Origin of the sequence: Candidatus Enterococcus murrayae (assembly GCF_017315985.1) — a bacterium.
In the GTDB taxonomy this organism is placed as follows: Bacteria; Bacillota; Bacilli; order Lactobacillales; family Enterococcaceae; genus Enterococcus_A; species Enterococcus_A murrayae.
The window spans coordinates 16,362-41,826 of record NZ_JAFLVR010000025.1 but is presented as its reverse complement, the minus strand read 5'-3'; the positions used below and the strand labels follow the sequence as shown (position 1 = coordinate 41,826).

The 25,465-nt window shown below is 38.3% G+C and carries 24 protein-coding genes and 1 pseudogene; 5 read left to right on the top strand and 20 right to left on the bottom strand.

What is annotated here, in order from left to right; all coding sequences use genetic code 11:
- Window positions 1–79 precede the first annotated feature (79 nt).
- From JZO85_RS11310 to JZO85_RS11260, 12 genes and pseudogenes are all read right to left on the bottom strand, one after another.
- Window positions 80–550, bottom strand: coding sequence for a PTS sugar transporter subunit IIA (locus JZO85_RS11310; RefSeq protein ID WP_207108636.1), 471 nt, complete (start codon window positions 548–550; stop codon window positions 80–82).
- A 257-nt stretch (window positions 551–807) separates the two neighbouring features.
- Entirely contained in the window at window positions 808–2,268 is a 1,461-nt protein-coding gene (locus tag JZO85_RS11305) for a glycoside hydrolase family 1 protein (protein WP_207108635.1), read from the bottom strand.
- 1 nt (window position 2,269) lies between these two features.
- On the bottom strand, window positions 2,270–3,646 hold the full coding sequence (locus JZO85_RS11300; RefSeq protein WP_207108634.1) for a PTS transporter subunit EIIC: 1,377 nt from the start codon (window positions 3,644–3,646) through the stop codon (window positions 2,270–2,272).
- 92 nt (window positions 3,647–3,738) lie between these two features.
- Window positions 3,739–4,515, bottom strand: a complete 777-nt coding sequence (locus JZO85_RS11295) for a MurR/RpiR family transcriptional regulator (protein ID WP_207108633.1) — start codon at window positions 4,513–4,515, stop codon at window positions 3,739–3,741.
- Between the two features lie 693 nt (window positions 4,516–5,208).
- Window positions 5,209–5,568 (bottom strand): hypothetical protein, encoded by a 360-nt coding sequence (locus JZO85_RS11290; protein ID WP_207108632.1) that lies wholly within the window; start codon window positions 5,566–5,568, stop codon window positions 5,209–5,211.
- A gap of 297 nt (window positions 5,569–5,865) precedes the next feature.
- On the bottom strand, window positions 5,866–6,027 hold the full coding sequence (locus JZO85_RS11285; RefSeq protein ID WP_242550336.1) for a DUF960 domain-containing protein: 162 nt from the start codon (window positions 6,025–6,027) through the stop codon (window positions 5,866–5,868).
- 168 nt (window positions 6,028–6,195) lie between these two features.
- Window positions 6,196–7,539 carry a family 43 glycosylhydrolase gene (locus JZO85_RS11280; RefSeq protein WP_207108631.1) on the bottom strand — a complete coding sequence of 448 codons (1,344 nt, stop codon included), beginning with the start codon at window positions 7,537–7,539 and terminating at the stop codon, window positions 6,196–6,198.
- Window positions 7,536–9,851, bottom strand: a complete 2,316-nt coding sequence (locus JZO85_RS11275; protein WP_207108630.1) for an alpha-L-rhamnosidase — start codon at window positions 9,849–9,851, stop codon at window positions 7,536–7,538. Before JZO85_RS11275 ends, JZO85_RS11280 begins: the two co-directional genes overlap by 4 nt.
- 104 nt (window positions 9,852–9,955) lie before the next feature.
- Window positions 9,956–11,419 (bottom strand): 6-phospho-beta-glucosidase, encoded by a 1,464-nt coding sequence (gene ascB, locus JZO85_RS11270; protein ID WP_207108629.1) that lies wholly within the window; start codon window positions 11,417–11,419, stop codon window positions 9,956–9,958.
- Window positions 11,420–11,421: 2 nt separating this feature from the next.
- The gene (locus tag JZO85_RS23150) at window positions 11,422–11,646 is read right to left on the bottom strand and encodes a hypothetical protein (RefSeq protein WP_242550335.1); all 225 of its coding nucleotides are present in this window, start codon (window positions 11,644–11,646) and stop codon (window positions 11,422–11,424) included.
- Between the two features lie 93 nt (window positions 11,647–11,739).
- A pseudogene (locus JZO85_RS23500) lies at window positions 11,740–11,826 on the bottom strand (hypothetical protein); the annotation flags it as partial.
- On the bottom strand, window positions 11,795–12,724 hold the full coding sequence (locus JZO85_RS11260; protein WP_207108627.1) for a PTS sugar transporter subunit IIC: 930 nt from the start codon (window positions 12,722–12,724) through the stop codon (window positions 11,795–11,797). The gene JZO85_RS11260 and the pseudogene JZO85_RS23500, both read right to left, overlap by 32 nt.
- A 163-nt stretch (window positions 12,725–12,887) precedes the next feature.
- Between JZO85_RS11260 and JZO85_RS11255 the strand changes: the two genes are divergently transcribed.
- Window positions 12,888–13,907 carry an AraC family transcriptional regulator gene (locus JZO85_RS11255; RefSeq protein ID WP_207108626.1) on the top strand — a complete coding sequence of 340 codons (1,020 nt, stop codon included), beginning with the start codon at window positions 12,888–12,890 and terminating at the stop codon, window positions 13,905–13,907.
- Between the two features lie 241 nt (window positions 13,908–14,148).
- Here JZO85_RS11255 and rlmH read toward each other — a convergent pair whose 3' ends face one another.
- Complete coding sequence (gene rlmH, locus JZO85_RS11250) at window positions 14,149–14,628, bottom strand: 23S rRNA (pseudouridine(1915)-N(3))-methyltransferase RlmH (protein ID WP_207108625.1); 480 nt, start codon at window positions 14,626–14,628, stop codon at window positions 14,149–14,151.
- A 446-nt stretch (window positions 14,629–15,074) separates the two neighbouring features.
- On the opposite strand from rlmH, the gene JZO85_RS11245 reads away from it, so the two are divergent.
- On the top strand, window positions 15,075–16,376 hold the full coding sequence (locus JZO85_RS11245; RefSeq protein ID WP_207108624.1) for a S1C family serine protease: 1,302 nt from the start codon (window positions 15,075–15,077) through the stop codon (window positions 16,374–16,376).
- 115 nt (window positions 16,377–16,491) lie between these two features.
- Here the strand turns inward: JZO85_RS11245 and ytpR are convergent, their stop codons facing one another.
- The 3 genes from ytpR to JZO85_RS11230 form a co-directional block, all read right to left on the bottom strand.
- The gene (ytpR, locus tag JZO85_RS11240; RefSeq protein ID WP_207108623.1) at window positions 16,492–17,103 is read right to left on the bottom strand and encodes a YtpR family tRNA-binding protein; all 612 of its coding nucleotides are present in this window, start codon (window positions 17,101–17,103) and stop codon (window positions 16,492–16,494) included.
- Between the two features lie 109 nt (window positions 17,104–17,212).
- Window positions 17,213–17,668 (bottom strand): universal stress protein, encoded by a 456-nt coding sequence (locus JZO85_RS11235; RefSeq protein WP_207108622.1) that lies wholly within the window; start codon window positions 17,666–17,668, stop codon window positions 17,213–17,215.
- Between the two features lie 9 nt (window positions 17,669–17,677).
- Window positions 17,678–17,995, bottom strand: a complete 318-nt coding sequence (locus JZO85_RS11230; RefSeq protein WP_207108621.1) for a thioredoxin family protein — start codon at window positions 17,993–17,995, stop codon at window positions 17,678–17,680.
- Between the two features lie 263 nt (window positions 17,996–18,258).
- Between JZO85_RS11230 and JZO85_RS11225 the strand changes: the two genes are divergently transcribed.
- Complete coding sequence (locus JZO85_RS11225) at window positions 18,259–18,594, top strand: hypothetical protein (protein ID WP_207108620.1); 336 nt, start codon at window positions 18,259–18,261, stop codon at window positions 18,592–18,594.
- A 71-nt stretch (window positions 18,595–18,665) separates the two neighbouring features.
- Here JZO85_RS11225 and JZO85_RS11220 read toward each other — a convergent pair whose 3' ends face one another.
- On the bottom strand, window positions 18,666–19,586 hold the full coding sequence (locus JZO85_RS11220; protein ID WP_207108619.1) for a nucleoside hydrolase: 921 nt from the start codon (window positions 19,584–19,586) through the stop codon (window positions 18,666–18,668).
- Window positions 19,587–19,727: 141 nt separating this feature from the next.
- Window positions 19,728–21,140, bottom strand: coding sequence for a dipeptidase PepV (gene pepV, locus JZO85_RS11215; RefSeq protein ID WP_207108618.1), 1,413 nt, complete (start codon window positions 21,138–21,140; stop codon window positions 19,728–19,730).
- A gap of 250 nt (window positions 21,141–21,390) precedes the next feature.
- On the opposite strand from pepV, the gene JZO85_RS11210 reads away from it, so the two are divergent.
- Window positions 21,391–22,230 (top strand): NAD(P)H-hydrate dehydratase, encoded by an 840-nt coding sequence (locus JZO85_RS11210; protein ID WP_207108617.1) that lies wholly within the window; start codon window positions 21,391–21,393, stop codon window positions 22,228–22,230.
- Window positions 22,231–22,232: 2 nt separating this feature from the next.
- Entirely contained in the window at window positions 22,233–22,664 is a 432-nt protein-coding gene (locus tag JZO85_RS11205; protein WP_207108616.1) for an acyl-CoA thioesterase, read from the top strand.
- 45 nt (window positions 22,665–22,709) lie between these two features.
- Here the strand turns inward: JZO85_RS11205 and JZO85_RS11200 are convergent, their stop codons facing one another.
- Together JZO85_RS11200 and JZO85_RS11195 are read right to left on the bottom strand one after the other, a co-directional pair.
- Window positions 22,710–24,059, bottom strand: a complete 1,350-nt coding sequence (locus JZO85_RS11200; protein WP_207108615.1) for an APC family permease — start codon at window positions 24,057–24,059, stop codon at window positions 22,710–22,712.
- 383 nt (window positions 24,060–24,442) lie between these two features.
- A complete protein-coding gene (locus JZO85_RS11195; protein WP_207108614.1) occupies window positions 24,443–25,444 on the bottom strand; it encodes an NAD-dependent epimerase/dehydratase family protein in 1,002 nt (333 codons plus the stop codon).
- Between the last annotated feature and the right edge of the window lie 21 nt (window positions 25,445–25,465).

Here is a 25,465-nt window from a genome sequence, read left to right as displayed (position 1 = left end):
TAAAGTCCTCTGGTATTCTTTTGATACAACAAACACCTGCTTCTTTCTTATCAGCTTATATAATGGCCAATATCCAAGCTTATTTAATAGTCATTATCACCGATTCTCCAGCAATCAGCTCCTTTGCTTCCGTACCAACTTCTAATGAAAAGCTTTTTGTATTCGTCACGATTACCATGACAGTATCCTTAAGTCCTGCCTCTTTTATTATTTGTGGATCAAACTTCAGTAACTCCGTGCCCTTCTTCACCTGGTCTCCCTCACTCACTAAAGTAGAAAAGCCCTGATTTTTCAATGAAACCGTATCGATTCCCACATGAATCAATAGCTCGCAGCCATTCTTTAAACGCAAACCCATGGCATGTCGCATGTTTGGACTTGCACTGATGATCTCTGCATCGACGGGAGCTACAATCGTTCCTCCTGTCGGTATGATCCCACAGCCCTGTCCCATCATGCCACTTGAGAATACTTCATCCTCTACCTCTGTTAAATCAACGAATCTTCCTTCAACCGGTGCAAAAATCTCCCTTTTTTTATTCCAAAACATCTTGTTTCTCCCTTCCCTTTTACTGCTGTAAATGTAAATGCTTTCAGCCTTAAAAGCAATATGATCACCAAGTTATGGACCTGAGTCCATAAAGTGGAACAGCATTTACGCAGGTTTAAGTGGTCAAAAAATAGTTGCTTTACAAGCAAAACAAACGGGACGCAATCAACTTGCATCTCGTTTGTTCACCCGCAGGCTCAGTAAATATAGTTTCGCATATCCTTCGAATAAAAAGAGCGGTCCATGGCAAAAATAAATTAGTCTAATTTTTCACCATTACATGCGATAACCTTTTTATACCAAAAGAATGAATCTTTCTTATATCGATCGTAAGTCCCATTCCCCAAATCATCCGCATCTACATAGATCAGGCCATATCGCTTTTTAAATTCTCCAGTCCCAGCTGATACAATATCAATTGCACTCCAGCAGGCATAGCCTATCAAATCAACGCCATCTTCAATCGCTTGAGCCATAGCCTTGAAGTGTTCTCTCATGTACTCAATTCGATGTGTATCATGAATCGCCCCATCCTCTTCCATAGTCTCATAAGCACCTATTCCATTTTCAACAATCATCAAAGGCTTTTCATAGCGAGCATAATACTCATTGAGCAACCATCTCAACCCTTGCGGATCAATTGTCCATCCCCATTCTGTCGCTTCCAATAATGGATTTTGCATGCCAAAATCAGTTGATCCTTCATGCTTCTCCAACTCATCGGTTGAACAATCTGTGCGATAGTAACTAAAGCTGATGAAATCAACCGTTCCATTTTCTAAGACTCTGTAGTCCTCTTCAGGAATAGAAAGATTGATGTCATTTTCTTTCCAATATCGATTCGCCCAATAGGGATACTTGCCTTTACACATGACATCCATACAGTAATAATTCCAAATTTCCATATCTCGTTGAGCAGCCGCTACATCTCCAGGCTTACATGACAATGGATAAAAGGCAAAGCCGCACATCATGCAACCTACTTCATTATTCGAATCAATTTCATGGGCTAGTTGAACAACCTTCGCACTAGCAACAAATTCATGATGAAGTGCTTGAAAACGCTTGTTGATATCTTTTGCAGTTGCATCGGCATCATGCATAACGATTTGTCTATGTTTCGGTAAGATTCCGGAGGTAATTAATTCTCCGTATGAAATAGTTCCAAAGTTGATTTCATTATGTGTCAACCAGCGAGTAACCAATCCCTTGTATTCCGTCAAAATTGTTTCAGCGTATCTTAAAAATAAGTCGATGACTTCTCGATTCGCCCAGCCGCCATATTTAACACAGATATTCCATGGAATATCATAGTGAGTCATTGTGACAGTAGGTTCAATATTATGTGAACGGCATTTTTCAAATAATCTTCTATAGTAATCCAATCCCGCTTGATTTGGTTTTTCATCATCCCCATTCGGGAAAATGCGTGACCAGTTAATTGATAAGCGATAGGTTTTAAAGCCCATTTCCGCGAATAATTCAATATCTTCTTCAAAACGATCATACTGCATACAGCCTTTATGACTTGGATAAAAATGCTGTTCTGGATCGATCGAATCAGTTACTTTACGGGGATGTTCACGATCGCCATTAGTACAATGATCAAGTACTGAGGCACCCTTTCCATCTTTATCCCAAGCACCTTCACACTGCGTCGCAGCGGTAGCTCCTCCCCATAAGAACCCTTTTGGAAATACATAGTTATTTGTCTTCATATTATTCCTCCACTCTTTCTTTGATTCCTATAATTCTCGTTGCAATAAAGGCACTGACAAAAGCTAGCAGCATGGTTCCAACAGCCATAATCAGATTTGTGTTAGTCCCATCCGGATTAATAAAAGCAACAATGCTTGCTACACCGGGCGAAACAAAAGCATATTCCGCGACATGGGTAAATCCAGCAAATAGACCGCCAATACCGCCACCAATAGCAGCACTTATAAACGGCTTTTGGTAAGGGATCAACACCCCAAAAATAGCCGGCTCTGTGATTCCAAAAACCGCTGTTAATCCCGATGAAAAGGCCATTGCTCTTGTATCCTTCTCCTTCAGCAAAGTCATCGCAGCTATCGCAGCACCTCCAATTGCCAAGTTTCCGGCCAACATTCCCGGCATAATAAAATTCTCAAAGCCATTTTCGGAAAAGGCAAGAAAGATCGCCGCATACAATCCTGTCCCGGTTCCTGTAAACACTAAAAGGGCACATACTGCTCCAATCACTCCTACAGAAAGCCAACCAAGATTGACATTCAGCCAAACCAGCCCTGCACCAATCCACTGCCCTAGCCAGGTTCCGATCGGGGCTAAGCAGATTAACGTTACTGGAACAGTGATAATCATAGTCAACAATGGAACAAAGAAAAATTTTATTTCCTTAGGAATATATTTATCTAAAGGCTTGTAAATCACGGCCATAAATAAAACACCAAAAATGACAGGTAAAATAGTACTGCCGTAATTTGCAGTAGTTATTGGCACTCCGAGAAAATCTAATTTTTCTACTCCGTTAAGATCGGGGGAAACCAATATTGCTCCCAATAAAGAACCCAGCATTGGATTGATAGTAAGTTTTTTCGCCGCATTGTAGCCAATAAATATTGGTAGGAAAGTAAAGGCAGCAGAATAAATCGCATTAAAAACTGTATAAGTCCCAGTGTCCGTCGATAGATTAAAAAAGGTCTTACACATCACCAGAACGGCACTCATCATTCCTCCTGCTACTATAATTGGCAGCGTTGGCAAGACTGTTCCGGCAATAAAATCAGTAGCAATCAAATAGTAATTTTTTTTCTCTTTTTTCTGCTGCTCAGTATTTTTACCAGCTTGCTCTTCCTTGTTATCGCTTCCAAAATCTCCCAACTTACTAAACTCTAAGTACACAGAGCTTACATTGGTACCAATAATCACTTGGTACTCGTTTTCATTTTTAACTAATCCCAAAACACCTTTTATTTTCTTTACGTCAGCTTCATTGACCTTTTCTTCATTTTTGATAGTTAGACGCAGCCTGGTAGCACAATGAGTTGCAACTGAGATGTTCGTTTCGCCGCCAAAGCTTGACAAAATTTCTCTACTTAATTCTTTATCCGACATAAAAATCCCTCCTTATTGTGGCTTCTATCTGCAGATAGTAATTTCGAATTCATTTATAGTCTAACAAATGTGGTCAAAAAAAAAGGGGCAGATTATGTCCCCTTTTTTACTTGCCTTTGATATTCATGATATACGACATCCAAATAATACTCGATAGCTAGGGTGTGATAAACCGTTTTTGAGGAAGGCGAGCCAACCTCTCCCATTGGAAGGATCAAATCAAAATTACTCAACATGTTCGAATCTTCGATAGAGGTCATGATGGCTTTTCTACACTCTAATTGATTGATCAAATCATTCATTTGATAAATGAAGCTGCCTAATACTGAGATAACGATAACTAAATCGTCGGGATCGATCCTCTTGAGTACCTTGCTGTCAGAAAAGTTATAGGAAACGATCCGAACCATCTTACCGGAAAAAATCATCTCCTTTTGAAACTCTAAACACCTTGCTCCATAAATATCCGAAACCAGAAAAACAATCTCTCTAGACCCAATAATAGCTTCGACAACCTCCTCAACTTCTCCGCCAATTCTATTTCTAAGATTGGTTGCCATTTGAGTGATCTGATTGGCTAAATACTCTGGGTAATTGCTCTTTTCTTCAAATTGAAGATAGTAATCGTATTGCTCATGATCTTTTTTAAGATGACGAAAATTATCAAAACCAATAAACTTAGCAAATCTGCGGATAGAGGTTCTAGTCACAAAGCATTCATCCGCCGCATCAAAAATATTGATTTCATCTAATCTGTCAAAGTGTTTTAAAAAATACTTCGCTATAATCACCTTTGAATCATCTTCATCGTAATTATTAATAATCCCTAAAAGAGAATTCAACAGTCCATATTTATTTAAATCATTCATATTTTTCACCCTATCTTCAACTGTCGATATAGTAAAGCTGTCTGCAAGGACACTATCCTAGGATATTCATGTCAACTATTCTGGTGAACTGCATCCATTCAATTGTTCTTCATATGACCATTTCCCCTTGCTGTCCTAATGATAATTATATAGGCAAAGTTGAAAAATAATAAGACATTAGAGTAAATTTGTCTTTTCAGCTATTAACTCGCATGGAACTATCACTACTCTGCTATCCTCCGAATAAATGCCTAAAAATTCACACAATTAAGTGATCTTTCAGAGAACCTAAAAATAAGAGACCAAAACTAGATAAGTTTCTGACTCTTTGCGGTATGCTTTTCTCGATAAGTAAAAAACACAAGGCTCAACTTTAAAAACAGTTGAGCCTTATGTTTCTTTTATCTGGTTAAAGTTCATTGTTCTTGAAAAATCAAGATTTAGCCAAATCCAATCTAATGATATCTCTTCAGCAAAAGGGATAGAGCTATTTTGGTGAATGTCATTCAATCCGTTTGTCTTATATTCGTTAATTGAATTTTCAATGTATTTTTGATACTAGTTATGATCTCTACAAAAAAGGAGACGAATACTTTCGTCTCCTGAATCTTTCATAAAATGTCTTGCTTTTTTTAGCTATGATTCAAACTATATCAGAAGAAGGTACTGATCATTTCTCCTTTAAGAACTCTCTTACTTTGGTAATTCTTCTAACTCTTTTTCCAATCTCTTAATTTCGTCGTTCACTAGATCTATGGATTTTTGAGTTTCAGAGGCTGCCTTTGCTAACTCTGATTGTATTTCAGGCGAGTCGTCTTGTTCAACCAAATTTTTTGTATCATTCGCCAATTTTTCCATGTCGACTATTGTTTCTCGACACCGCTGAATGTCTGCAATAATCTTTTCTCTTTTTTCGGCTATTTCCTCACGAGACATAGAACTAGATGACTGAGTAGTCGTCTCTGTCTTATTTCCGACAGACTTTGTCTGATTAGTACATCCTGTCAAAAATACTCCCCAAACCAATAATCCCAAAAGCACTAATTTTTTCATTTTATTCTCCCTTTTAACTTTATATCAAAGTCCATCATACCAATAACTATCCCCTAATTAAATAATTTTGTGAAACCAATCGACTAATTGCGGAGCAACGTCAATACCCGTATTGGTTCGAATTTTCTATTTTTTCTCGTCATGATTAAGCACTTCTTTCGATCATTTTTTGATTTTTCCTACTTATCATCTAATTATTTATCGTTAGTATTCCGCTGGTAACATAATCTGATGCGTTTAATCGTCAATCATCCATAGCTTCTGAACTTGGAACATCGTTAAGTCAGTTGTGATTCGTCATTCGTGGTGATCGGTAATGAATGGCTCTTTCTGTCGATGAATAATCGTGATTGTCCCTCTCTGGTCATCTCGACTGAATTCAAAAATTTGAAGGTAATCCATTTGAATTTCTGATTGTTCTACTTTTTCATCAATCAATTGCCAGTGGTACTTGTTCATTCACTCCTCTCGTAATGTAACGATCTCCTTTGGTATTGAACATTGTTTATTTCCTCCTCTAAACACAAAAATGACCCAATCCTCCAGTTAGATGATTGGGTCTCATAGGAATAATATATATTTGTAATCCGAGTTAATTCAAAAATAATTATTAATTTTTTTACCTTTCTAATTAATACTGTATTGATAGATTTCTAATAATTCTGATTTGATAATATCAAAGCGTATCTCAAATTTCCCGGGTATACAATTAATTTCTGTATTAAGTTGTTTTCCTTCTTGAATTCGGATAGTTCCGGCCTCAATATCATTAAAATATACCTTAATTAAACCACTCCCAGAAGCTTCAATTTCGATTTTCTCGAATGTATCACTACTTTCAATATATCTGAAATATAGCTGATCATTTTCTGATATATTCGTTATTTTTTCTTCGTTGCAATGTGAAGTTCCTATATACGATGCTCCATGTAATTCACAGGCATTATAGCCCATGATAGGTTCGCCTTTTTTAAAAGGTGCTCCCACTCCTTGAGAAGTCATCTTTACTTCATCAATCGTGCCGTCGTTATTAATTGTTATAGGTTCAATACATAGTCTCCTATATTGCTGAACACCTCTGCTGCATCTATGGTAAAACACGTACCATTGATTGTTAAATTTTTCGATGGAGCCATGATTATTCCAACTTGAAGGATCGCAGTTAGCGTTATCAATAATTATCCCTTTGTATTCAAAAGGTCCCAACGGCGATTTACTTACAGCGTAACCCAAAGATGTTGGCTTGCCTCTTTGCATATTAGAATATATGAGATAGTATTGGTCTCCAATTTTTCGCATTGAAGATCCTTCATGAAAGAAATGCTCTTCCTCTGTAACCAAGTCATCAACAATTTTTTCTCTATCAAATGAGATCATATCATCGTTCAATTTTACTCCGTGGGAAAAAAGCTGTCCCCAATAGTAATATGCTGTTCCATCTTCATCAATAAAAACGGCTGGATCAATCCCACCACATGGTAATTGAACTGGATTTTCAAATGGGCCTGTCGGTTTATCAGAAACAGCAACTCCCTCACTATCATCTGACATGCAAAAGTATAGATAATATCTACCATTTTTGTATATCGCATCTGGAGCAAACAGTAACGGCTTTAGGTCTTCTCCATCCTTATTTTCAAACTTTTCTTTCTCAGAGACGTTATCCATGTTTGATAGCATCTTTCTTATAAACGGTGTTGGCTTTTCCCAGTCAATACCAGGATATTTAGGAAAATCTGGATTGTTGAACCACTTAATATCTTGTCCTCTTAAAGCAACATCGTGTACTTTCCATAAATGCAAATTCTCCGTAGAAACTATATGATATTTATCACTACAGAAAACATCATTTTGATCATCATAACTCCCATAGATATATAGATTCCCATCTGGCATTACATGTGCTTCTCCATCAGGAATATGAATAGATAGAGGTAAAATTGGGTTTCTGGTATTTTCAAATTCTATCATGTTAAGTCCTCTTTCAAATTGATTGTATGAAGTCCTTCCTCTAGTACTTTATCAGTGTTCCACAGATAAGCTTTTGTACTTTTTGGAACATTGATTTTTAAAACATCCAGTGATCGACTTATTCTTATTGTTCCATACTTGCTACGAAAACTGATTTCAAATTTTTCGACATTTTCATGTAATAATGGATCAACCCGAAACTCCTTATATCCTGGCTTGATAAGTTTAAGTCCTCCAATTCTTCTAACTATCCAATCTCCTACGCAGCCAAACGCATAATGATTGAATGAGCTTTTAGTCACTTCACCATCTGGTTGGATGGCTGTCCACGATTCCCAAATAGTTGTTGCACCATTATCAACTTCATAAAGCCAAGATGGACAATTTCTTTGATAAAGAAGTTTCAATGCTATTGGTTCCTGACCATTATCACACAATACATCTAACAAATAGTTAATAGAGAGAAAACCAGTATCCAATCGATAATTATTTTCTTTGATTAACTCAACCAACTGATTGATCATAGTTCTTTTATCGTCTACTAAGTCAAAAGCTACTGTGAGCACATAACACCCTTGATATGAGCATGTCAATTTTCCATCATTATTAACAAATTCAATATTAAAAGCGTTTCTCACTTCTTCATAATAATCTTTGAACACAGATGAATCTTTTCCTAAAATGTCGCTTATCTTTGCAAGTAAGAAACTAGAATTTGCAAGATATGCGGTAGCTACCAAGTCCTTGGTAGCTTTCGCTGTTGCCATTGCTCCAGGAGGATCTTCTCCCATCATATAACTTGGAAACATCCAATCCCCATAATGAAATTTGGTATCCCAAATAAATTTTTTATAGCCCGACTTGTTCCCCGCAGCACTTTTCTTAGAGTATTCATGCCATTTAACCATAGATTTGTAATAGGTCCTTAAAATGTTAATGTCATCGTACTTCAAATACAATTCCCATGGGACCAAAATGATTGCGTCTCCCCAACCAGCTGATGATAAACTTCCTGTAAACTCTATTCCTTTATAGAAATCTTTAGGAGCAGGAGTATAATCTAATATTTCCCCATCCGACCTTTGCTCACATGCGACATTGTCCAACCATCGAAGTAAAAAGTCCTTCATGTCATAAAAGAACGTAGCAGTTGACACAAAAACTTGAGTATCTCCGGTCCACCCCACTCTTTCTCTTTGCGGACAATCAGTAGGAATCGAGATCATATTACCTTTCTGACTCCATTGAATATTTTGCATAAGCTTGTTTAAGTCTTCGTTTGAACTCCAAAATCTTCCTGTTTCTTTTAGTTCTGAATAAATTACTTTTGCTTGAAATTGCTCTTTTTTTATCTCTGATTCTAGTCCAGTCAATCGAATATAACGAAATCCATGGAAGGTAAAATCTGGTGATAAAGATTCATTATGACCTCGACCAATATACTTATCGGTTTGGTCCTTATTTCTACCAATAATATTATTGATAAATTGGCCACTGCTATTTAGTACTTCGCTGTGTTCAACAGTTATTTCTTGACCATAATCAAGAAATAACTCCATTTCAACATATCCTGCAACTACCTGACCAAAATCTACAATCCAAGACCCATTTTCTTGCCAAATTTTTTGAGCTGGTAATGTTTCCCTTTCATTTACCTGTGGACCAGTTTGATACAAAAGATTATGGTTATCATACGATTGTATTCGAACTGACTTCACACCTTTCTTAGGTATTGAATCTAAAGGAATGTCTTGTCTCAAATCCTGCTTTTCGCCAATGAAAATATCGCTATAGACATACTTTCCAGTGAAGGCACAGAAACTTTCATCTGTCCCAACCAATGATTTAGTTTCATCAGCATAAGTTATTTCTAATTCGGCAATAACACCTAGTTCCTCACCAAACTGACCGCTTCCTCCTTGAACACTAACTCTTCCTGCATACCAACCATCTGCTAAAACAATTGTCCATGTATTCTCTTCAGCTAAAAGTTTAGTTACATCATACTGTTGAACCATTAAATACTTATCATATGAAGTATAGTCAGGAGTAAAAATCGAATTCGTTACTTTTTTTCCATTAATAAACGCTTTATACAATCCATGGGCAGTAATCTTCAATTTCGCTGTTTTTACTGATTTTGATGTATTAAATTTTTTAAACAGATACTTGGGTGGAAGCAGCCTTTCTTCTGGACTACTTTGTTCTATATCTGCTTCCCCCGTAAACATTTCTTTCAGAGAAAATTGACGTTCAATGCTTACTTTACTATCTTCAGGGATAATCCACTCTGCTTTTTTAAAAAACGACAACTTTGTATCTCCTTTTTATATTGCTATTTTTTTATTTTCCAAAAGAAAAAATTGGTTGCGAAATATTCACCTCATCGCTATCTTTCAAAGCAATACTTTTTTAATTACATGTCTTTTCCGTTGGAATCAATTACTTTTTTATACCAGTAAAAGCTATCCTTTTTGTACCGGTTTAGACTTCCTTTTCCAAAGTCATCTTGATCAACATAAATGAATCCATATCTTTTCGACATTTCTGAAGTTGAAGCACTAATTAAGTCAATGCAACCCCAACTCGTATATCCCATTATTTCAACCCCATCACAAATTGCTTCATGCATCTGATGAAGATGTTTTTTTGTATAGTCGATTCTGTAATCATCGTGAATTTCTAGATTCTCTTCAAGTTCATCGTGAGCACCAAGACCATTTTCCACAATAAAAAGAGGTTTTTGATAGCGATCATATAGTTTATTTAGTGAAATTCTCAATCCAATAGGGTCAATTTGCCACCCCCAATCAGTATTTTGAAGATACGGATTTTTGATCCCAACAAAAATATTTCCATTTACTTTTTTTTCATCGTCTATTTTCTTACTAGATAACATCGTCATATAGTAACTATAAGAAATAAAATCTACGGTATTATTGGCCAATAGCTCATTATCCTCTGGAGTAATAACAATACTGATGTCGTTTTCTTTGAAATAGCGCTTGATAAATCCTGGATAATACCCTCTACTTTGCACATCTGAAAAGAATAAATTGTATTGATCATCTTTTAGAGCAACCATGACATCTTCTGGATCACAGGTTTCAGGATAATTTTCCAAACGTGCCAACATACAACCAATTTGGGCTTCACTATTGATTTCATGACAGATCTTGACTGCTGTGGCACTTGCAACGAACTGATGGTGCAAAGCTTGATAAACAATATTCTTATCTTTCGCTTCATCCGCGAGAATACCAGCGCCAATATAAGGATTGATTGTTGTTAAGTTGATTTCATTAAACGTGAGCCAATATTTAACAACATTCTTATAGCGGTCAAAAACTACTTCAACGTATTTTGAGAAAAAATCAATTAGTCTTCGATTGCCCCATCCCCCATATTTTAGAACTAGGTTCAAAGGCATTTCATAGTGACAGAGCGTTACTAAAGGTTCAATGTTATATTTTGCCAATTCGGAAAAAACATTATCATAAAACTTTAAGCCTTCTTCATTAGGCTCAAAGTCATCACCATTTGGGAAAATACGAGGCCATGAAATAGAAAGGCGTAATACTTTAAAACCCATTTCAGCAAATAGTTTAATATCTTCTTTGTATCTGTGATAAAAGTCAATCCCTCTTCTCTTAGGAAAGTTTCCATCGTTCAGATCATTTTCTAAAATTTTTTCTATCTCTTTTCTTGAAAGTAAATCCAGAATTTTTCCTTTACTTCTTTTTTCGCGTGGGAAAAATTCAACCATATCCATAGTGGAAAGTCCTTTCCCACCTTTATCAAATCCACCTTCGATTTGATTAGCAGCAGTAGCACCACCCCATAGAAAATCCTTTGGAAAACCTTTTTTGCAATGATTCATATTTACACTCCCAATTCTTCTGCATTACCAGTGATATTCTCTTGCTCCTCTGAAGCAGCTTCTTTATCTGCTTGCTTAAAGAACGGCAAGTACATGAAGTAGGAAATTACAGTAGCAACGACTTGATAAAGTGCTATTTTCCAACCGCCAATCATAAATCCTTGAATTATTATTGGTGTCCCTAACGGTGCACCAATACCCGTTAACCTTGGTAAAATCCCTACCAAAGTAAGCAAATATCCGAGGAAGAATGTTATTGTTGGAGTAACAATAAGAGGAATTACGAAATGAGGATTCAACACTACAGGGACTCCAAACATAATTGGTTCGTTTATTCCACATAAACTGGGAATAATCCCTAACTTTCCTATTGTTTTATATTGTTTTATATTGTTTTGATTTAGCATTAAATAGCATGGCGATTACTAAACCTAGTGTTGCTCCTGACCCTCCGATTAATGCAAAGCCGATACTATCAAAGGTCAAAACATTGGGTAGTGCTGCGCCTGCTTTATAAGCTTCTAAATTTTGTAATCCTAACGGTGTTAAAACTGGAAACATCACTGCAAAAAAAATGCTCATTCCGTGGATGCCAAAAGCCCAAAGAATATGACAAAATAAAATCATAAAAATGAAAGCAACTGGACTCCCTCCCAATTTTGTTAGCGGCGTTTGAATCAATCCAAAAATAAAACCATGAATGCTTCCAAAACTAGTTCGTTCAAATAGAGCGGTAATAATTAGCATTATTGGTGCGATAATAAAACCTGGTACGATCGAAGCGAATGATTTTTCTAAGGTAGAAGGAACACCCGCTGGCATCTTTATATAGAGGCCTTTTTTTAAAACAATGGTATACACTTTTGCAGAAACCAAGCCCGCTATCATTGCTACAAAAAGACCGCTCCCCCCTAACCATTCGAAAGGTAAATATAAGGTATTATCTTTTAATGATCCCAATGGAGTAAGTATTAGAAAGCTCATCAACCCAAACATTCCTGCTGAAAAACCATCAAGCTTATTTTCCGATGAAAACTTATAAGCAATAGCAAAGGCTGCATAAACAGCAATAATATCTGTAGTCAATTTGGTTACTATAGTTAATAGATGAGCCAAGCCAATATTTTCAATCAGCTCTTGGTAAGGTGGGTAAGGTAATCCAACAAATAACGATGCAATTGCTCCGACTATCATAATTGGCATTAACGACATTAGCCCTCCAGAGATGGCCTGCATATACTGATTTCTTTGTATTGCTGATGCAAATTTAGAAATCCAGCTTTCAAATCCTTCTTTGAACTTCATTTTTGTTTCCCTCCACTTTAAATTTTCGAAATGGTTTAGCTAAATCATTCTTAACTCTATTGTAAACGCATTCTCGAATAATTCATTAGTCTTAAAGGACAAAGTATCATTGCTTATTAGGACATACTTCGATATATTATTTTGAAAAGGGGAGAGATATTATATGGAATTAACGGAGATTGAGCAGTATTTTAAAGATGAATATTCTAAATTGGGAACTAACTATGATTTGAACAACCTAAAAAAAGACTTTACTCAGAATGGGAGAATGTTCAAGTACGAAAAATTATACAATCGTCTATTAACAAACTCGATTCATTCAGAAAAATTCTTTGAAAGTAATCAACCTATTGAGATTTTCAGACATTTACGCTATTTGCCAAAGATTAAACATTCTCACGACCATTTTGAGCTTATTTATGTTTTTTCTGGAACAGTAGAAAATGAAGTTAATAAAGATCCCCTAAAAATGAAAGCTGGTGATGTATGTATACTTTCCCCAAGTACTATCCATTCAATCAGTTCATTTACTGACGACGCAATTATTTACAATGTTTTGATTCGAAATGAAATATTTGAAACTCAATTTATTGACTTTGCAGCAAACAAGGATAATAGTCTTTCAAATTTTTTCTCCCTTTCATTATTTAAGAACATTCAATCATACATTTTTTTTGATACAAGAAATGACACAAATTTAAAAAATTTCATGAGTTATATCGTTAAGGAAAGCGAGAGTGACAGGAAATATCGTTATGAAATGATTAATAATTTAGTATCTGCATTCTTTATTTTACTTTTGAGAAGACATGAAGAATGCTCTTTATATTCGCGTCTTTTTACTAATGTAAAAAGTGAAAAAGAATTGGAAATTATTAAGTACATTCAAAATAATTTTGTGGATATTAGTTTATCGAAGGTATCGGAAGAATTTTCATATAGCGAACGTCAGATATCCAGAATTATAAAATCCTTTACTAATTATTCTTTTACAGAATTTCTAGCAAACATCAAGTTATCTAAAGCGAAAAGATTAATTCAAAAAACTAATATGTCAATTGAATCTATCGCTTTTTCAGTAGGTTATATTGATCAGAGTAATTTTTATCGCCAATTCAAGAAAAAATTCGGAACATCCCCCGCCTCTTGTCGAGAACTATATAATAAAAAAACGTCGCAATAATTTAAAGAAGTTGTTAGAAAAAATTTCCAACAACTTCCTTTTTGTGAGCATCTCATTGAATGCGGAACATCACTAGCTCTTCTATATTTCCGAACTACACAATTCTTTCAATTTCCGTTCTCCCAAACAATTTCATTCTCTACCCCTAAATTTCTTTGCGGATCAACGATAACACCCGTATCATTTAGTCCTGCATTTTCTACCGAAAAACCTATGATATCAATACAAATCAGTAATTTGGTCACTTATGATACGGTTCATTTTGATTGATCCGAAATGCTCGATAGATTTGTTCCACTAAAATCAGGCGCATCAATTGATGTGGATAAGTCATTTTGCCGAAGGAGATTTGTGCGTTGCTGCGGTTTAGAACCTGATCGCTAAGACCGAGTGAGCCGCCAATGACGAAAACAAACTGGCTTTTCCCGCTGGTTTGCAGCTTCTCTAATGTAGCGGCGAAGTCTTCGCTGCTGGGATTTTTTCCATTGATTGCAAGAGCAAAGACGTATTCGCCATCCTTGATCTTGGCGAGGATGCGGTCGCCTTCTTTCTCTTTGACTTGGATCATTTCAGCATCGCTTAGTTTTTCGGGTGCCTTCTCGTCGGGTACCTCGACTAATGTGATCTTGCAATATTTTGATAAACGCTTCGTATATTCACTGATTCCTTGGACAAGATACTTTTCTTTTAGTTTTCCTACAGAAATAATTTTGATATTCATGTTTTTCCACCTTTTTTATTTTTAAGAGTTACTTTTCTTCTTTAAATAGTCGTCATCTTATTTTTAACTAAAGGTTTTCCACTGGTTAAAAATGGAAGAAATCGATATGCGGGCTTTTTTCCACGAAGTTATGCACACTAATCACAGGTTTATCCACAGATCAAGGAGGCATTATTCCCTTTTTGCAGGTATTCTTACATACAAACATATGTTTTCCACCGAGTTATCCACTTTATCCACATTTGTGTGGATAAAAAACTTCAAACAATTAACAAACTTTTTCCTTAGTTTTCCACTAGCGATGTGGAAAACCAGCTTTTTTATCATTTATCTACATTTTCCTCCGAAACTTTTTCATAAAAAAGTCAAATCGCTGTAGTAGACTTAGCTTATACAAAAATACTATACTCAATATAACTTAATTTATAGTAGAGGTGGAGGAAAATATGATAAGAAAAGATATTACCCCAACACCCAAAAAGTCACCTGGTTTTTTTAGACGGTTTGGGATTAGTTTATTAGGCGGTGTGCTCGGTGCCGTTTTAACATTTGGAATTTTTTATGTAGCGAATGGTTCGCTGCTTTCCCCAAATAACCAAAATGCGAGTGGTTCGCCAAGTGCCGGCAATACAAAAGTCAGCAATATGAAGGTTGATGTGAATTCTGATATTACCGAAGCGGCCAGCAAAGTACAAGATGCAGTCGTTTCTGTTATCAACTTGCAGAAACAGCAATCACAAAGCGGCTTAGGCGGCTTCTCTGATATTTTCGGCAATGGAAATGACGACCAGCAATCGCAGGATGATAATGGTCAGCTTGAGGAAGCTTCAGAAGGCTCGGGGGTTATTTACAAGCTTGAAGGTAAAACAGCCTATATCGTAACAAATAATCACGTTGTGGAAAAACAAGATGGGCTCGAAGTACTATTAAAAGACGGCTCGAAAGTTAAAGCAACCTTGGTTGGGACAGATCCTTATACTGACTTGGCTGTTTTAAAAGTAGAATCTGATAAAGTGGCTAACATCAAACCGGCTACCTTTGGTGATTCCAGCAGCTTGAAGGTTGGTGAACCAGCGATTGCATTAGGTTCTCCGCTAGGTTCTCAATATGCAAACTCTGTTACTTCTGGAATCATCTCTTCCTTGAACCGCCAAGTAGTCAACCAAAATGATGAAGGCCAAACGGTCAACATCAATGCGATTCAAACAGATGCTGCGATTAACCCAGGTAACTCTGGCGGTCCGCTAGTTAATATGGCTGGACAGGTAGTTGGAATCAACTCAAGTAAGATTGTTCAAACAGAATCAAATGTCAGCGTTGAAGGTATTGGTTTTGCTATTCCAAGTAACGATGTTGTAAATGTTATCAATCAACTAGAAAAAGATGGAAAAGTCATTCGTCCAGCGCTAGGTATCACGATGGCTAATCTTTCTGATCTGTCAACGGAACAAGTTAGTGAGATTGTTAAGGTGCCAAGCTCTGTTACTCAAGGTGTCGTTATCGGCAGTGTTCAATCGTCTACCCCAGCTGATCAAGCGGGCTTGAAAAAATATGATGTAATTACAAAAATTGATGATACAGACGTTTCGTCAGGTGTCGAATTGCAATCTGAATTGTATAAACACAAAGTGGGCGATACTGTAAAAATTACTTACTATCGTCAAGACAAGAAAAATACTGTTTCAGTTAAATTGAGCATTGATGCAAATTCATTGAAATCAAACTCACAACAGAAAAGTAACCAATAGGAACAATGGGAAGAGCTGCTGAAGAATCACTTCAGCAGCTCTTCTACTTACCTGTCTATAAATAAAAAAAGCGCCACTTTAAAAATCCATCTGGATGTTAAAGTGGTGCTTCTTTCTATTTGCCAACTTGAAATTTTTCGCCAACCTTAGCGTCTTCATCTAAAACTAAGATGCCTTTTTTCTCAGGTGCATTAGGCAAGTGCAGCTCTTTCGCTGAACAAATCATCCCAAAGCTTTCTACACCACGCAAGCTACCCGGCCAAATCATCATACCGTCCGGCATCATAGCACCTGGTTTGGCTACAACGACCTTTTGTCCAGCCTCAATATTCGGCGCGCCGCAAACGATTTGCAATGTTTCACCGCCATCAATCTCTGTTTCTGTGATATGCAGGTGGTCTGAATCCGGGTGATCTACACACGTCTTTACATAGCCCACTACAAATTTTGGTGAGAGATCCGCAACTAAGCGTTCTTCAAATCCAGCCAACTTTAATTGCTCATTCAATACTTCAATCTCTGTTTCTGTCAGCTCTACTTGACCATTGCCATGAAGCGCTAGATAGTCAGAAACATTGAAAAAGTTCCAGGCTACTGTTGTACCATCAGTCGTTTGGATACGTGCAACGGCACCTTTTCTTTCAGTTTTGTTTTCTTTGTTTTCATCGTTTTTGACGATTACCATTAATGTATCGCCAACATTTTGTTTATTATACGCAAAAATCACGTTTTTACCTCCAGTCGTCGTCCTCTCGTATCTTAACAAATCTAATGGGACTTTTGCATGAGATTTTTTTCATCTTTTTTCTCAAATAAAAAGCTGGTCAAGCCAGCTTTTATTCGGCACTTGGATGAACGATCAATACATCACACAACGCTTCCTTGATCACATAGCTGGCAACACTGCCAGTCATAAAGCGTTCAACCGCGTTTAATCCAGATTGTCCGACCATCACTAAATCAATGTCGTATTTTTCAGGCAAGGTTTTTGCCATAGCTTCTTTCGCTGAGCCATAAGCGATGATTCCTTCGATCTTTGTATAACCAAAATCTTTTCCAATTGCCTTGCACTGATTGATCAGCTCTTTGGCGTCTGCGGCTAGCTGATCCATGATGTTTTCGTTCAATGGTGAATAACTCATGAACGTATAGATTTGATGATCGATCACATTTGCGACATAAACGGTACCTTGATTTCGTTTAGCGACGGCTAATGCTTTTTTGAATGCTTCCATCGCTTGATCGCTGCCATCGATTCCCACTAAGATATTTTGATATGATTGTGTGAACATAAGGATCTCCTACCCTTCCACTCGTTGTAAAAAGCCAGCGATTTCGTCCTTGGTTTTACGATTTTTATTGACCAATCGGCCTAATTCTTCCCCATCATTTACTACGACAAAACTAGGGATTCCAAAGATATTCCACTCTGCTGCCACATCGATATACTCATCCCGATCCACTTGAATAAATTTAAACTGCGGAAATTCTGCTTCGATCTCCGGCATCTGAGGCTTGATGAAATGGCAATCACCACACCAGTCCGCAGTAAAGAAAAACACATTCTTCCCTTTTTGTGCATAATCGGCTAACTCTTCAATACTTTTTGGAATAATCATTCCGTCACGACCTTTTCATTTACTACCTTGATTATACACTTTTCGTTCTTTTTGAGAAAGAAGGTCACTCAGTCAGAAACAAATCTGATAATCTCGTCAGACTTTCCATTTTTATGAGAAATAATGACATATCCTTTTCAAATTTGATTGTAACAATGGTAGAATAAGGCGTAGACTAAATCGATTCGTTGTCTGTTTTACTTGTAGTTTAGCGGAAAACGGACTACCGTATTAAAAATAAGACTAACAAGGAGGAGGGTACTATGGAGAAGACTAAAAAATTCGCACAAGGCCTTGCCGTCGGCTCATCAATCGGCTTAGCTGCAGGTATCGCTGCGAACCATTATTATCGAAAAAAACAAAAAATGTCCCCAGATAAAGTTTTAGATCAAATCAAAGAAGCTTTTTTGAAGGAAGGTCCCATCGAAGGGTCTTGGATTTCCTTTGATACGGAGCACAAGCAAAAATTTGCGATCACGATGGATGTTCTTTCGGGCGGAATCACTCGAACAGAAGACAATCAGTTGGTGGCCTATGAATTTACAGCAGATGCCAAGACTGGTGCTGTTTTAAGTATTGATCGCATCATCAGTGAATAGAAATAGCGTATGCCAATAAATCGGCATACGCTATTTTAATACCCAAAGGGAAAGTATCAAAACAGGTCTTCTTATTTTGCAGTCCTTGCCAGAGTATCAATAAACCATTGTTCAAACAGCTGTGCTTCGACGTTGACGGCTACTTCTGCATTTGCCGGCAGGCTTAGATAATTGTTAAGGTCGATCAACGAGGCGCCATAAGTGTAGGTAGCGGCTGTCTCGATCTCAACTCTCGTTTCAGCCAGCTCAAATATCTCCGGCTTCAAAATTAAAGCGATCGCCAGCGCATCATACATATTTAAACCAGCTTCAAAGCTGCCGCTGCGATATTTCGTAAACAATTGATAAATCATTTCTCCAATTTCCCCGTAGCTTTTGATTTTGGCCGCAACCTTAGGCATGATCTTTGCTTGATCACCTACTTCTAGTGGTGCTACTCGAATAGGCACGCCGCTATTGAAAACAATCTTGGCCGCTTCAGGATCGGCCGCAAAATTAAACTCAGACAACACTCCGTAATTTCCTCGTCCTAAGCTGCCGCCCATCACAACGATTTGCTCGATCTTCGCTAGATCTTGCGGATAGAGATGAATAAACAGAGCTAGGTCCGTTAATGGCCCAATTCCGACCAGCGTAGTCTTCTCTTCCTGCTCCACCACCTCATGCATAGCCTCGACTGCTGTCTGGGTATTATCTGTAAAAATGGTCGGATCAGGAAACTTGTAGCCGTCCATTCCTGACTCTCCATGAATCTCGCTCGCATTGATCGGTTCTCTTAAAAGCGGCCGCGAGCTTCCCATTACGATTTTAGGCTTCTTTTGGTAGAGAGTTAACAGCTTTTCGGTATTGGCTTTTGTGTTTTCTATACTGACATTTCCAAAAATCGGACAAATCAGCTTTACCTCCAGCTCCTCGCTAAAAAGGGCTAGCGCGATTGCTACTGCATCATCAATTCCTGGATCTGTACTTAAAATAATTGGTCTCTTCTTCATTTAATCCCTCTCCCTATTATCTACTGCTTTCTCAAAAAGCATACAACAGGAATCTCATTTATGCCAATCCTGATCAGCGCTTCTTTTTTACAAGAAACGCCCCCCACAATCACAAATTGTGGGGGGCGTTTCATCGTCTGCTTACTTAACTAAACGATAAATTGCATCTGCATAAATCACTGCAGAATTCAAAATGTCTTCAACTGACATGTATTCGTTGGCTTGGTGCATGGTATCTTCAAAGCCAGGGAATTGTGCACCGTAAGCAACACCGCGTTCTAATAGACGTCCAAATGTTCCGCCGCCGATGACCATTTCTTCCCCTTTGATACCTGTATGTTCTTCAAAAGTATCCAACAATGTAGATACCAATGGATCATCTACTGGTACATAGTGAGGGGTCATATGATGTCCGCCTTGAGTCACTTTCACGGCTGAGCCAAATAATTCTTCTAATTTTGCCTTGATTTCTTCTGCTGTCGTGCCTTTAGGATAACGGAAGTTCAAGGTAATACGGTTGTCGTTGTCTTGACCATCCTTGAAGCTGAAGATTCCAGCATTCATGGTCAATTCGCCCATTTTTTCATTGTTGAAATCAACGCCTAATTTCTTTCCGTAAACATCTTCATGGATGTAGTTTGCGCTGTTTTCAATAAAGGCCTTCGCACCTTTGTCGAAGTCATAATTGTTTAAGAACACTGCCAAGAATGTACCAGCATTCGTACCTAGCTGAGGACTAGCACCATGAGCAGCTTTTCCATCTAGATGCAGTGTAACTGTTGAACCAGATACGTCTGCTTTTCCGCTGACTGGATTGTTTTCTACATAGTCTGCGAAGTCTTTTGCTAATTTTTCAGCAGCGTCTGTGTCTGCAACCTTTACTTCAGCAACAGCATTGCCGGGAACCATGTTTTCACGTAAACCAGCTTCGAAGCTTACTAATACGTAAGAAGTTCCGTTAGTACCGTCAAAATGAGGAATCATAGTTACATTCCCTTTTTCACCGTTGATGATTGGGAAGTAGGCATCTGGTGAGAAACCAAAGTCCGGTTTTTCTTCATGTTCAAAGTAATAATCCATATCTCCCCAGCCGCTTTCTTCGTCAGTACCGAAGACGAAACGGATTTTTTTAGAGATTGGCAGGCCTAATTCTTTAATGATTTTTACCGCATAGTAAGCCGCAACTGATGGGCCTTTGTCATCGCTTGAACCACGGGCATACAATTTGCCGTCGCGAATTTCTGGTTCGTAAGGATCTGAATCCCAACCGTCACCAGCAGGTACCACATCTAAGTGACCGAAGATTCCTAAGGTTTCGTCCCCGTCACCGTAATCAAAATGGCCGGCATAGTTGTCGACATTTTTGGTTGTAAAGCCATCACGTTCTGCGATCTCAAGCATTTTTTCTAATGCTTCGACCGGACCAGGTCCGAATGGTGCTTCCTTGGTTGCTTTGTCGTCTTCACGTTCACTTTTAATGCGCAATAAAGTGAATAGATCCGCTAATAGATCATCTTTACGTGCTTCGACTTCTTTTTTAAAATCGATTGTCATTGAAAGATTCCTCCCTATTCGTTTTAAAGAATGAATTATCCTGTCCTTCTCTTCTTAGTAACCTGCGAAAAGTTGAACTGACATTCTTTAATTAAACCACTATAATGATAGCACTCTATTCCATAGAATAAAAATGAAAACTCTTTAAGAAATACTGGTACAGTCTCTTCATTTTCCCTTATAATGTTACTCATAACGACTTCTATCTTCTTTTTTTATAAAAATGTAGGGAAGGAAAGCAGGTGCCTAGATGGTTCAGTTAAATGAAGAAATATTACATAAAGTGATTACAAAACGACCGGAGATTTCCCATAAAGGAACCTTTGGGCGAGTCGTTTTGATCGGCGGCAATCAGCAATATGGCGGCGCGATTATCATGAGTGCCGAAGCCTGCATTAAAAGCGGCGCGGGGCTTACCACCGTCATCACTGCGAAGGAAAACCACAGTGCTCTCCACGCACGATTACCTGAAGCAATGGTAGTCGATTTTTCTGAGACAAAATTAATCTATCAGGTGCTGGATAAGGCTGATGTGATCTTAATCGGACCCGGTCTTGGCTTAGCAAAGGAAATGGCGTTGCTGCTGAAGGGAATCTTGAATAATCAGCAGGCTGAACAATGGTTGGTGATCGATGGATCGGCCATCACTTTGTTCAGTGATTACAAGCTATCCCTGAAATTCCCTGCTCAAACGACCTTCACTCCTCATTTAGCAGAGTGGGCCCATTTGAGCGGACTGAGTTTTGTCCAGCAGACCAATGAAAACAATCGCGCCAAACAAGCACTTTTAGGCGCTAAGATCGTTTTGAAGAGTCATCGTACCACGATCTATGATGACGCCGTCGCCTATTATCAAAATCCGCTTGGCAATCCAGGTATGGCGACTGGTGGCATGGGAGATACCTTAGCAGGCATGATTACCGGTTTTTTGGCTCAGTTTGAAAAAAACACCGATACAATCGCTGCCGCAGTCTATCTTCATAGTCTGATCGGTGATGCTCTAGCAAAGGATAATTATGTTGTCCTGCCCACCTCTATTAGCGAGTCACTGCCTCGCTACATGAAAAAATTTGCAACGGAAAGGAACTAATCATGGAAAAATATCCCGGCTATCTTCGCAAGCCTTTTTATTATGAAACAGACAAGATGGGAATCATCCACCATTCGAATTACATTCGGTGGTTTGAGGAAGCTCGCGTTGACGCATTGGCCTTTATGAATTGTCCATTTGAAAAAGTTGAAGCAGACGGCATCATGATCCCAGTCTTAGGGGTCAGCTGCGAATACAAAGAAATGGTTCGCTTCGGCGATGAGGTCTTGATTCAGCCGATCGTCACTAAATATACCGGTACACGCTTGGATTTTGAATACCAGGTTTATAATGGGGAGCGCCTAGTCACGACAGGTACCAGTCAGCACTGCTTCATGTCCTATGAGACCAATCGTTTGGTGCAACTGCGTAAGTCACACCCCGCCCTGCACGAATTATTTTTGGATTACTACGAATCAACAAAAGAAGAATGATAAAAAGCACGTCCATGATGTTTGGACGTGCTTTTTAGATACTGATTAGTTATATTTCTTCTTCAAATAGATGTAGAAAGGAATCCCTAAAGCGGTGATGGCGATACCGATCATCGCTAATTGGAATTGATTAATCAATGTCATGACTAGAATGAACACTCCGCCAATGATCGCAACGATTGGGATGATTGGATAAAGCGGTACTTTGTAAGGTCGAACCAAATCTGGCTCTGTTTTTCTTAATTTGATAACCGCGATAAATACTAAAGTGTAGAAGATCCAGATAACAAATACCAGCATATCTGTCAGCATATCGAAGCCGCCGACCATCATCATACCGATAGCGATTACTAATTCTAAAATACCAGCAATGTAAGGGACGTGATTTTTGTTTAGCTTCACTAATTTGTCAGAGAATGGCAATTGTTTTTCAAGTCCCATTGTGTAAGGAAGACGCATCCCTGTCATCGTGTAGCCATTGATCGTTCCATATACTGAGATCAAGATACCGATCGTTACTAATTTTCCGCCCATGCCGCCGAAAATTCTGCCAGCAACCATACTAGCCGCATTTTCGTTACCTGCAAGAGCAGAGATGTCCAATGTACGCAGGAAGGCAAATTGAACCAATAGATAAACAGCCATGATTCCTAAGATTCCGCCAGCGATGGCACGAGGCAAATCACGAGCTGGTTTTTTCAATTCGCCAGCGATGTTTCCGACGTGGATCCAACCATCATAAGCGAACATGGTTGCTAAAAGTCCGGCACCTAATGCTGGAGCGAATCCGCCAACTGCTGGACCTGCTTGCACTGGGAACAAGCTGACAGATACATCTCCTTGTCGCATCAGACCGAAGATAACGATTAATGCTAGAGGAACCAGCTTACAGACTAGAGTAATTGATTGGAACATTCCGCCAGCCTTTGAACCTAGGAAGTTGATCAACATGATCGACGCTGCTGCGACAATTGCGATTGGAATGATTGTTGCATCACTCATGCCGAATAGGTTCTTAAATTGAGTGGCAAAAATAATTGCTAAAGCTGCTACGTTCGCCGGGAAGTAGATCACTACTTGTGCCCAGCCAAGTAAAAAGCTCCAAAATTCTCCATACGCACGTTCAATGTAGCGCAGCATCCCGCCAGTTTCGGGAATCGCTGCAGCTAATTCCGCGCCAGTTAATCCCGCACAGACACTAATTAATCCGCCTAAGAACCAAGACAGCATGTGTAAGCTGGTTGACCCTGTTACTGCAGCTACGCTGGCTGCTTTAAAGAATACCCCTGCACCAATTACAGTACCCATTACTGTTGAAAGGGCCGGGAAGAACGTCATCGTTCGTTTTAGTTCACCTTTTTGTGAACCCACGAGTTCTTGTTGGTCGACTGCCATAATTTTTCCTCCTGAATTCTATTAATGAATTTATTTTTTAGAAAAATAAATTTGCTATTCATACTCACGTACCGTTCTGCTATCTTTTCCTCCTTCATAAATAGGATAACGGCTTACTATCATAATCACGGCGAAAACAGAACGCCTATCCTTGCTGCGAAGTGACTGTTCATTTACTTCATAACTTGATTTTTAAGACAAACAATTGAAGTTATTACATAAGAGAAATAGAACAAAAAATTGCGGTATACCAGGTATTTAATAACTTCTCTCATTTGTTCGGACATTATTTTAACATGGAGAAAGAAAAAGGGAAACGTTATTTTAAACATTTCCTTTTTTCTTATTTCCTCCTCATGTTCTACTAAGAAATCCCTGCTATTTTATGAATTCACTTTATCAAAGGACACTTTAGTTTCGATGCCCTCAGTCTTAAATTTCGCTGATAATTTTTCTAACATTTCATCGGTCATTTTATCTAAATCAAAGCTTGGACTGAAGTCCCACTCTTTACGAGCATCACTGTCGTCGATAGAATTTGGCCAAGTATTAGCGATTCCTTGACGAACTGGATCTACGTCATAGTTCAACTCAAAGTCAGGTATACGACGGCGAATCGATGCGGCGATTTGTTCTGGTTCAAAGGACATCGCTGTGATGTTAAATGAGTTGCGGTGCTCTAAACGATCCGCATCTGCGTTCATTAATTTCACGATTCCTTCGATCGCATCATCCATATACATCATGTCCATGTAAGTGCCTTTGTCGATAAATGAAGTGTAGGATTTGTTTTTTAATGCTTCATAATAAATATCTACTGCGTAATCGGTTGTGCCGCCGCCTGGCTCAACCTTGTATGAGATCAAGCCTGGGAAGCGCACGGAACGAGTATCGACACCATATTTTGAATGGTAGTAATTCTCTAATAATTCGCCTGCTACTTTTGTCACGCCATACATGGTCGTAGGATGCATCACAGTATCCTGAGGAGTATTATCCGGCTCTGCATCTGGTCCATAAGCCGCAATCGATGACGGTGCAAAGAATTTGGTTTCTGGTCCGATTTCACGAGCAACTTCTAATGCGTTCATTAAACCAGTCATGTTCAAATTCCAAGCAAACGCTGGACGTTTTTCAGCTGTAGCAGAAAGCAAAGCTGCTAAATGGATGATCGTATCTACTTCATACCGTTTGGCAACATCTAAAAAGCTTTCGTAATCGGTTACATCTAATTCTTCAAATTGACCATTTTCAACGACCGGGCTGCCTTCTATTGTACGAATATCTGTTGAGATGACATTGTTAACACCTAGATCATTGCGAAGTCTTTCTGTTAATTCTGAACCAATTTGTCCTAATGCGCCTGTAATCAATACTTTTTTCATGGATGTGACTTCCTCTCTATC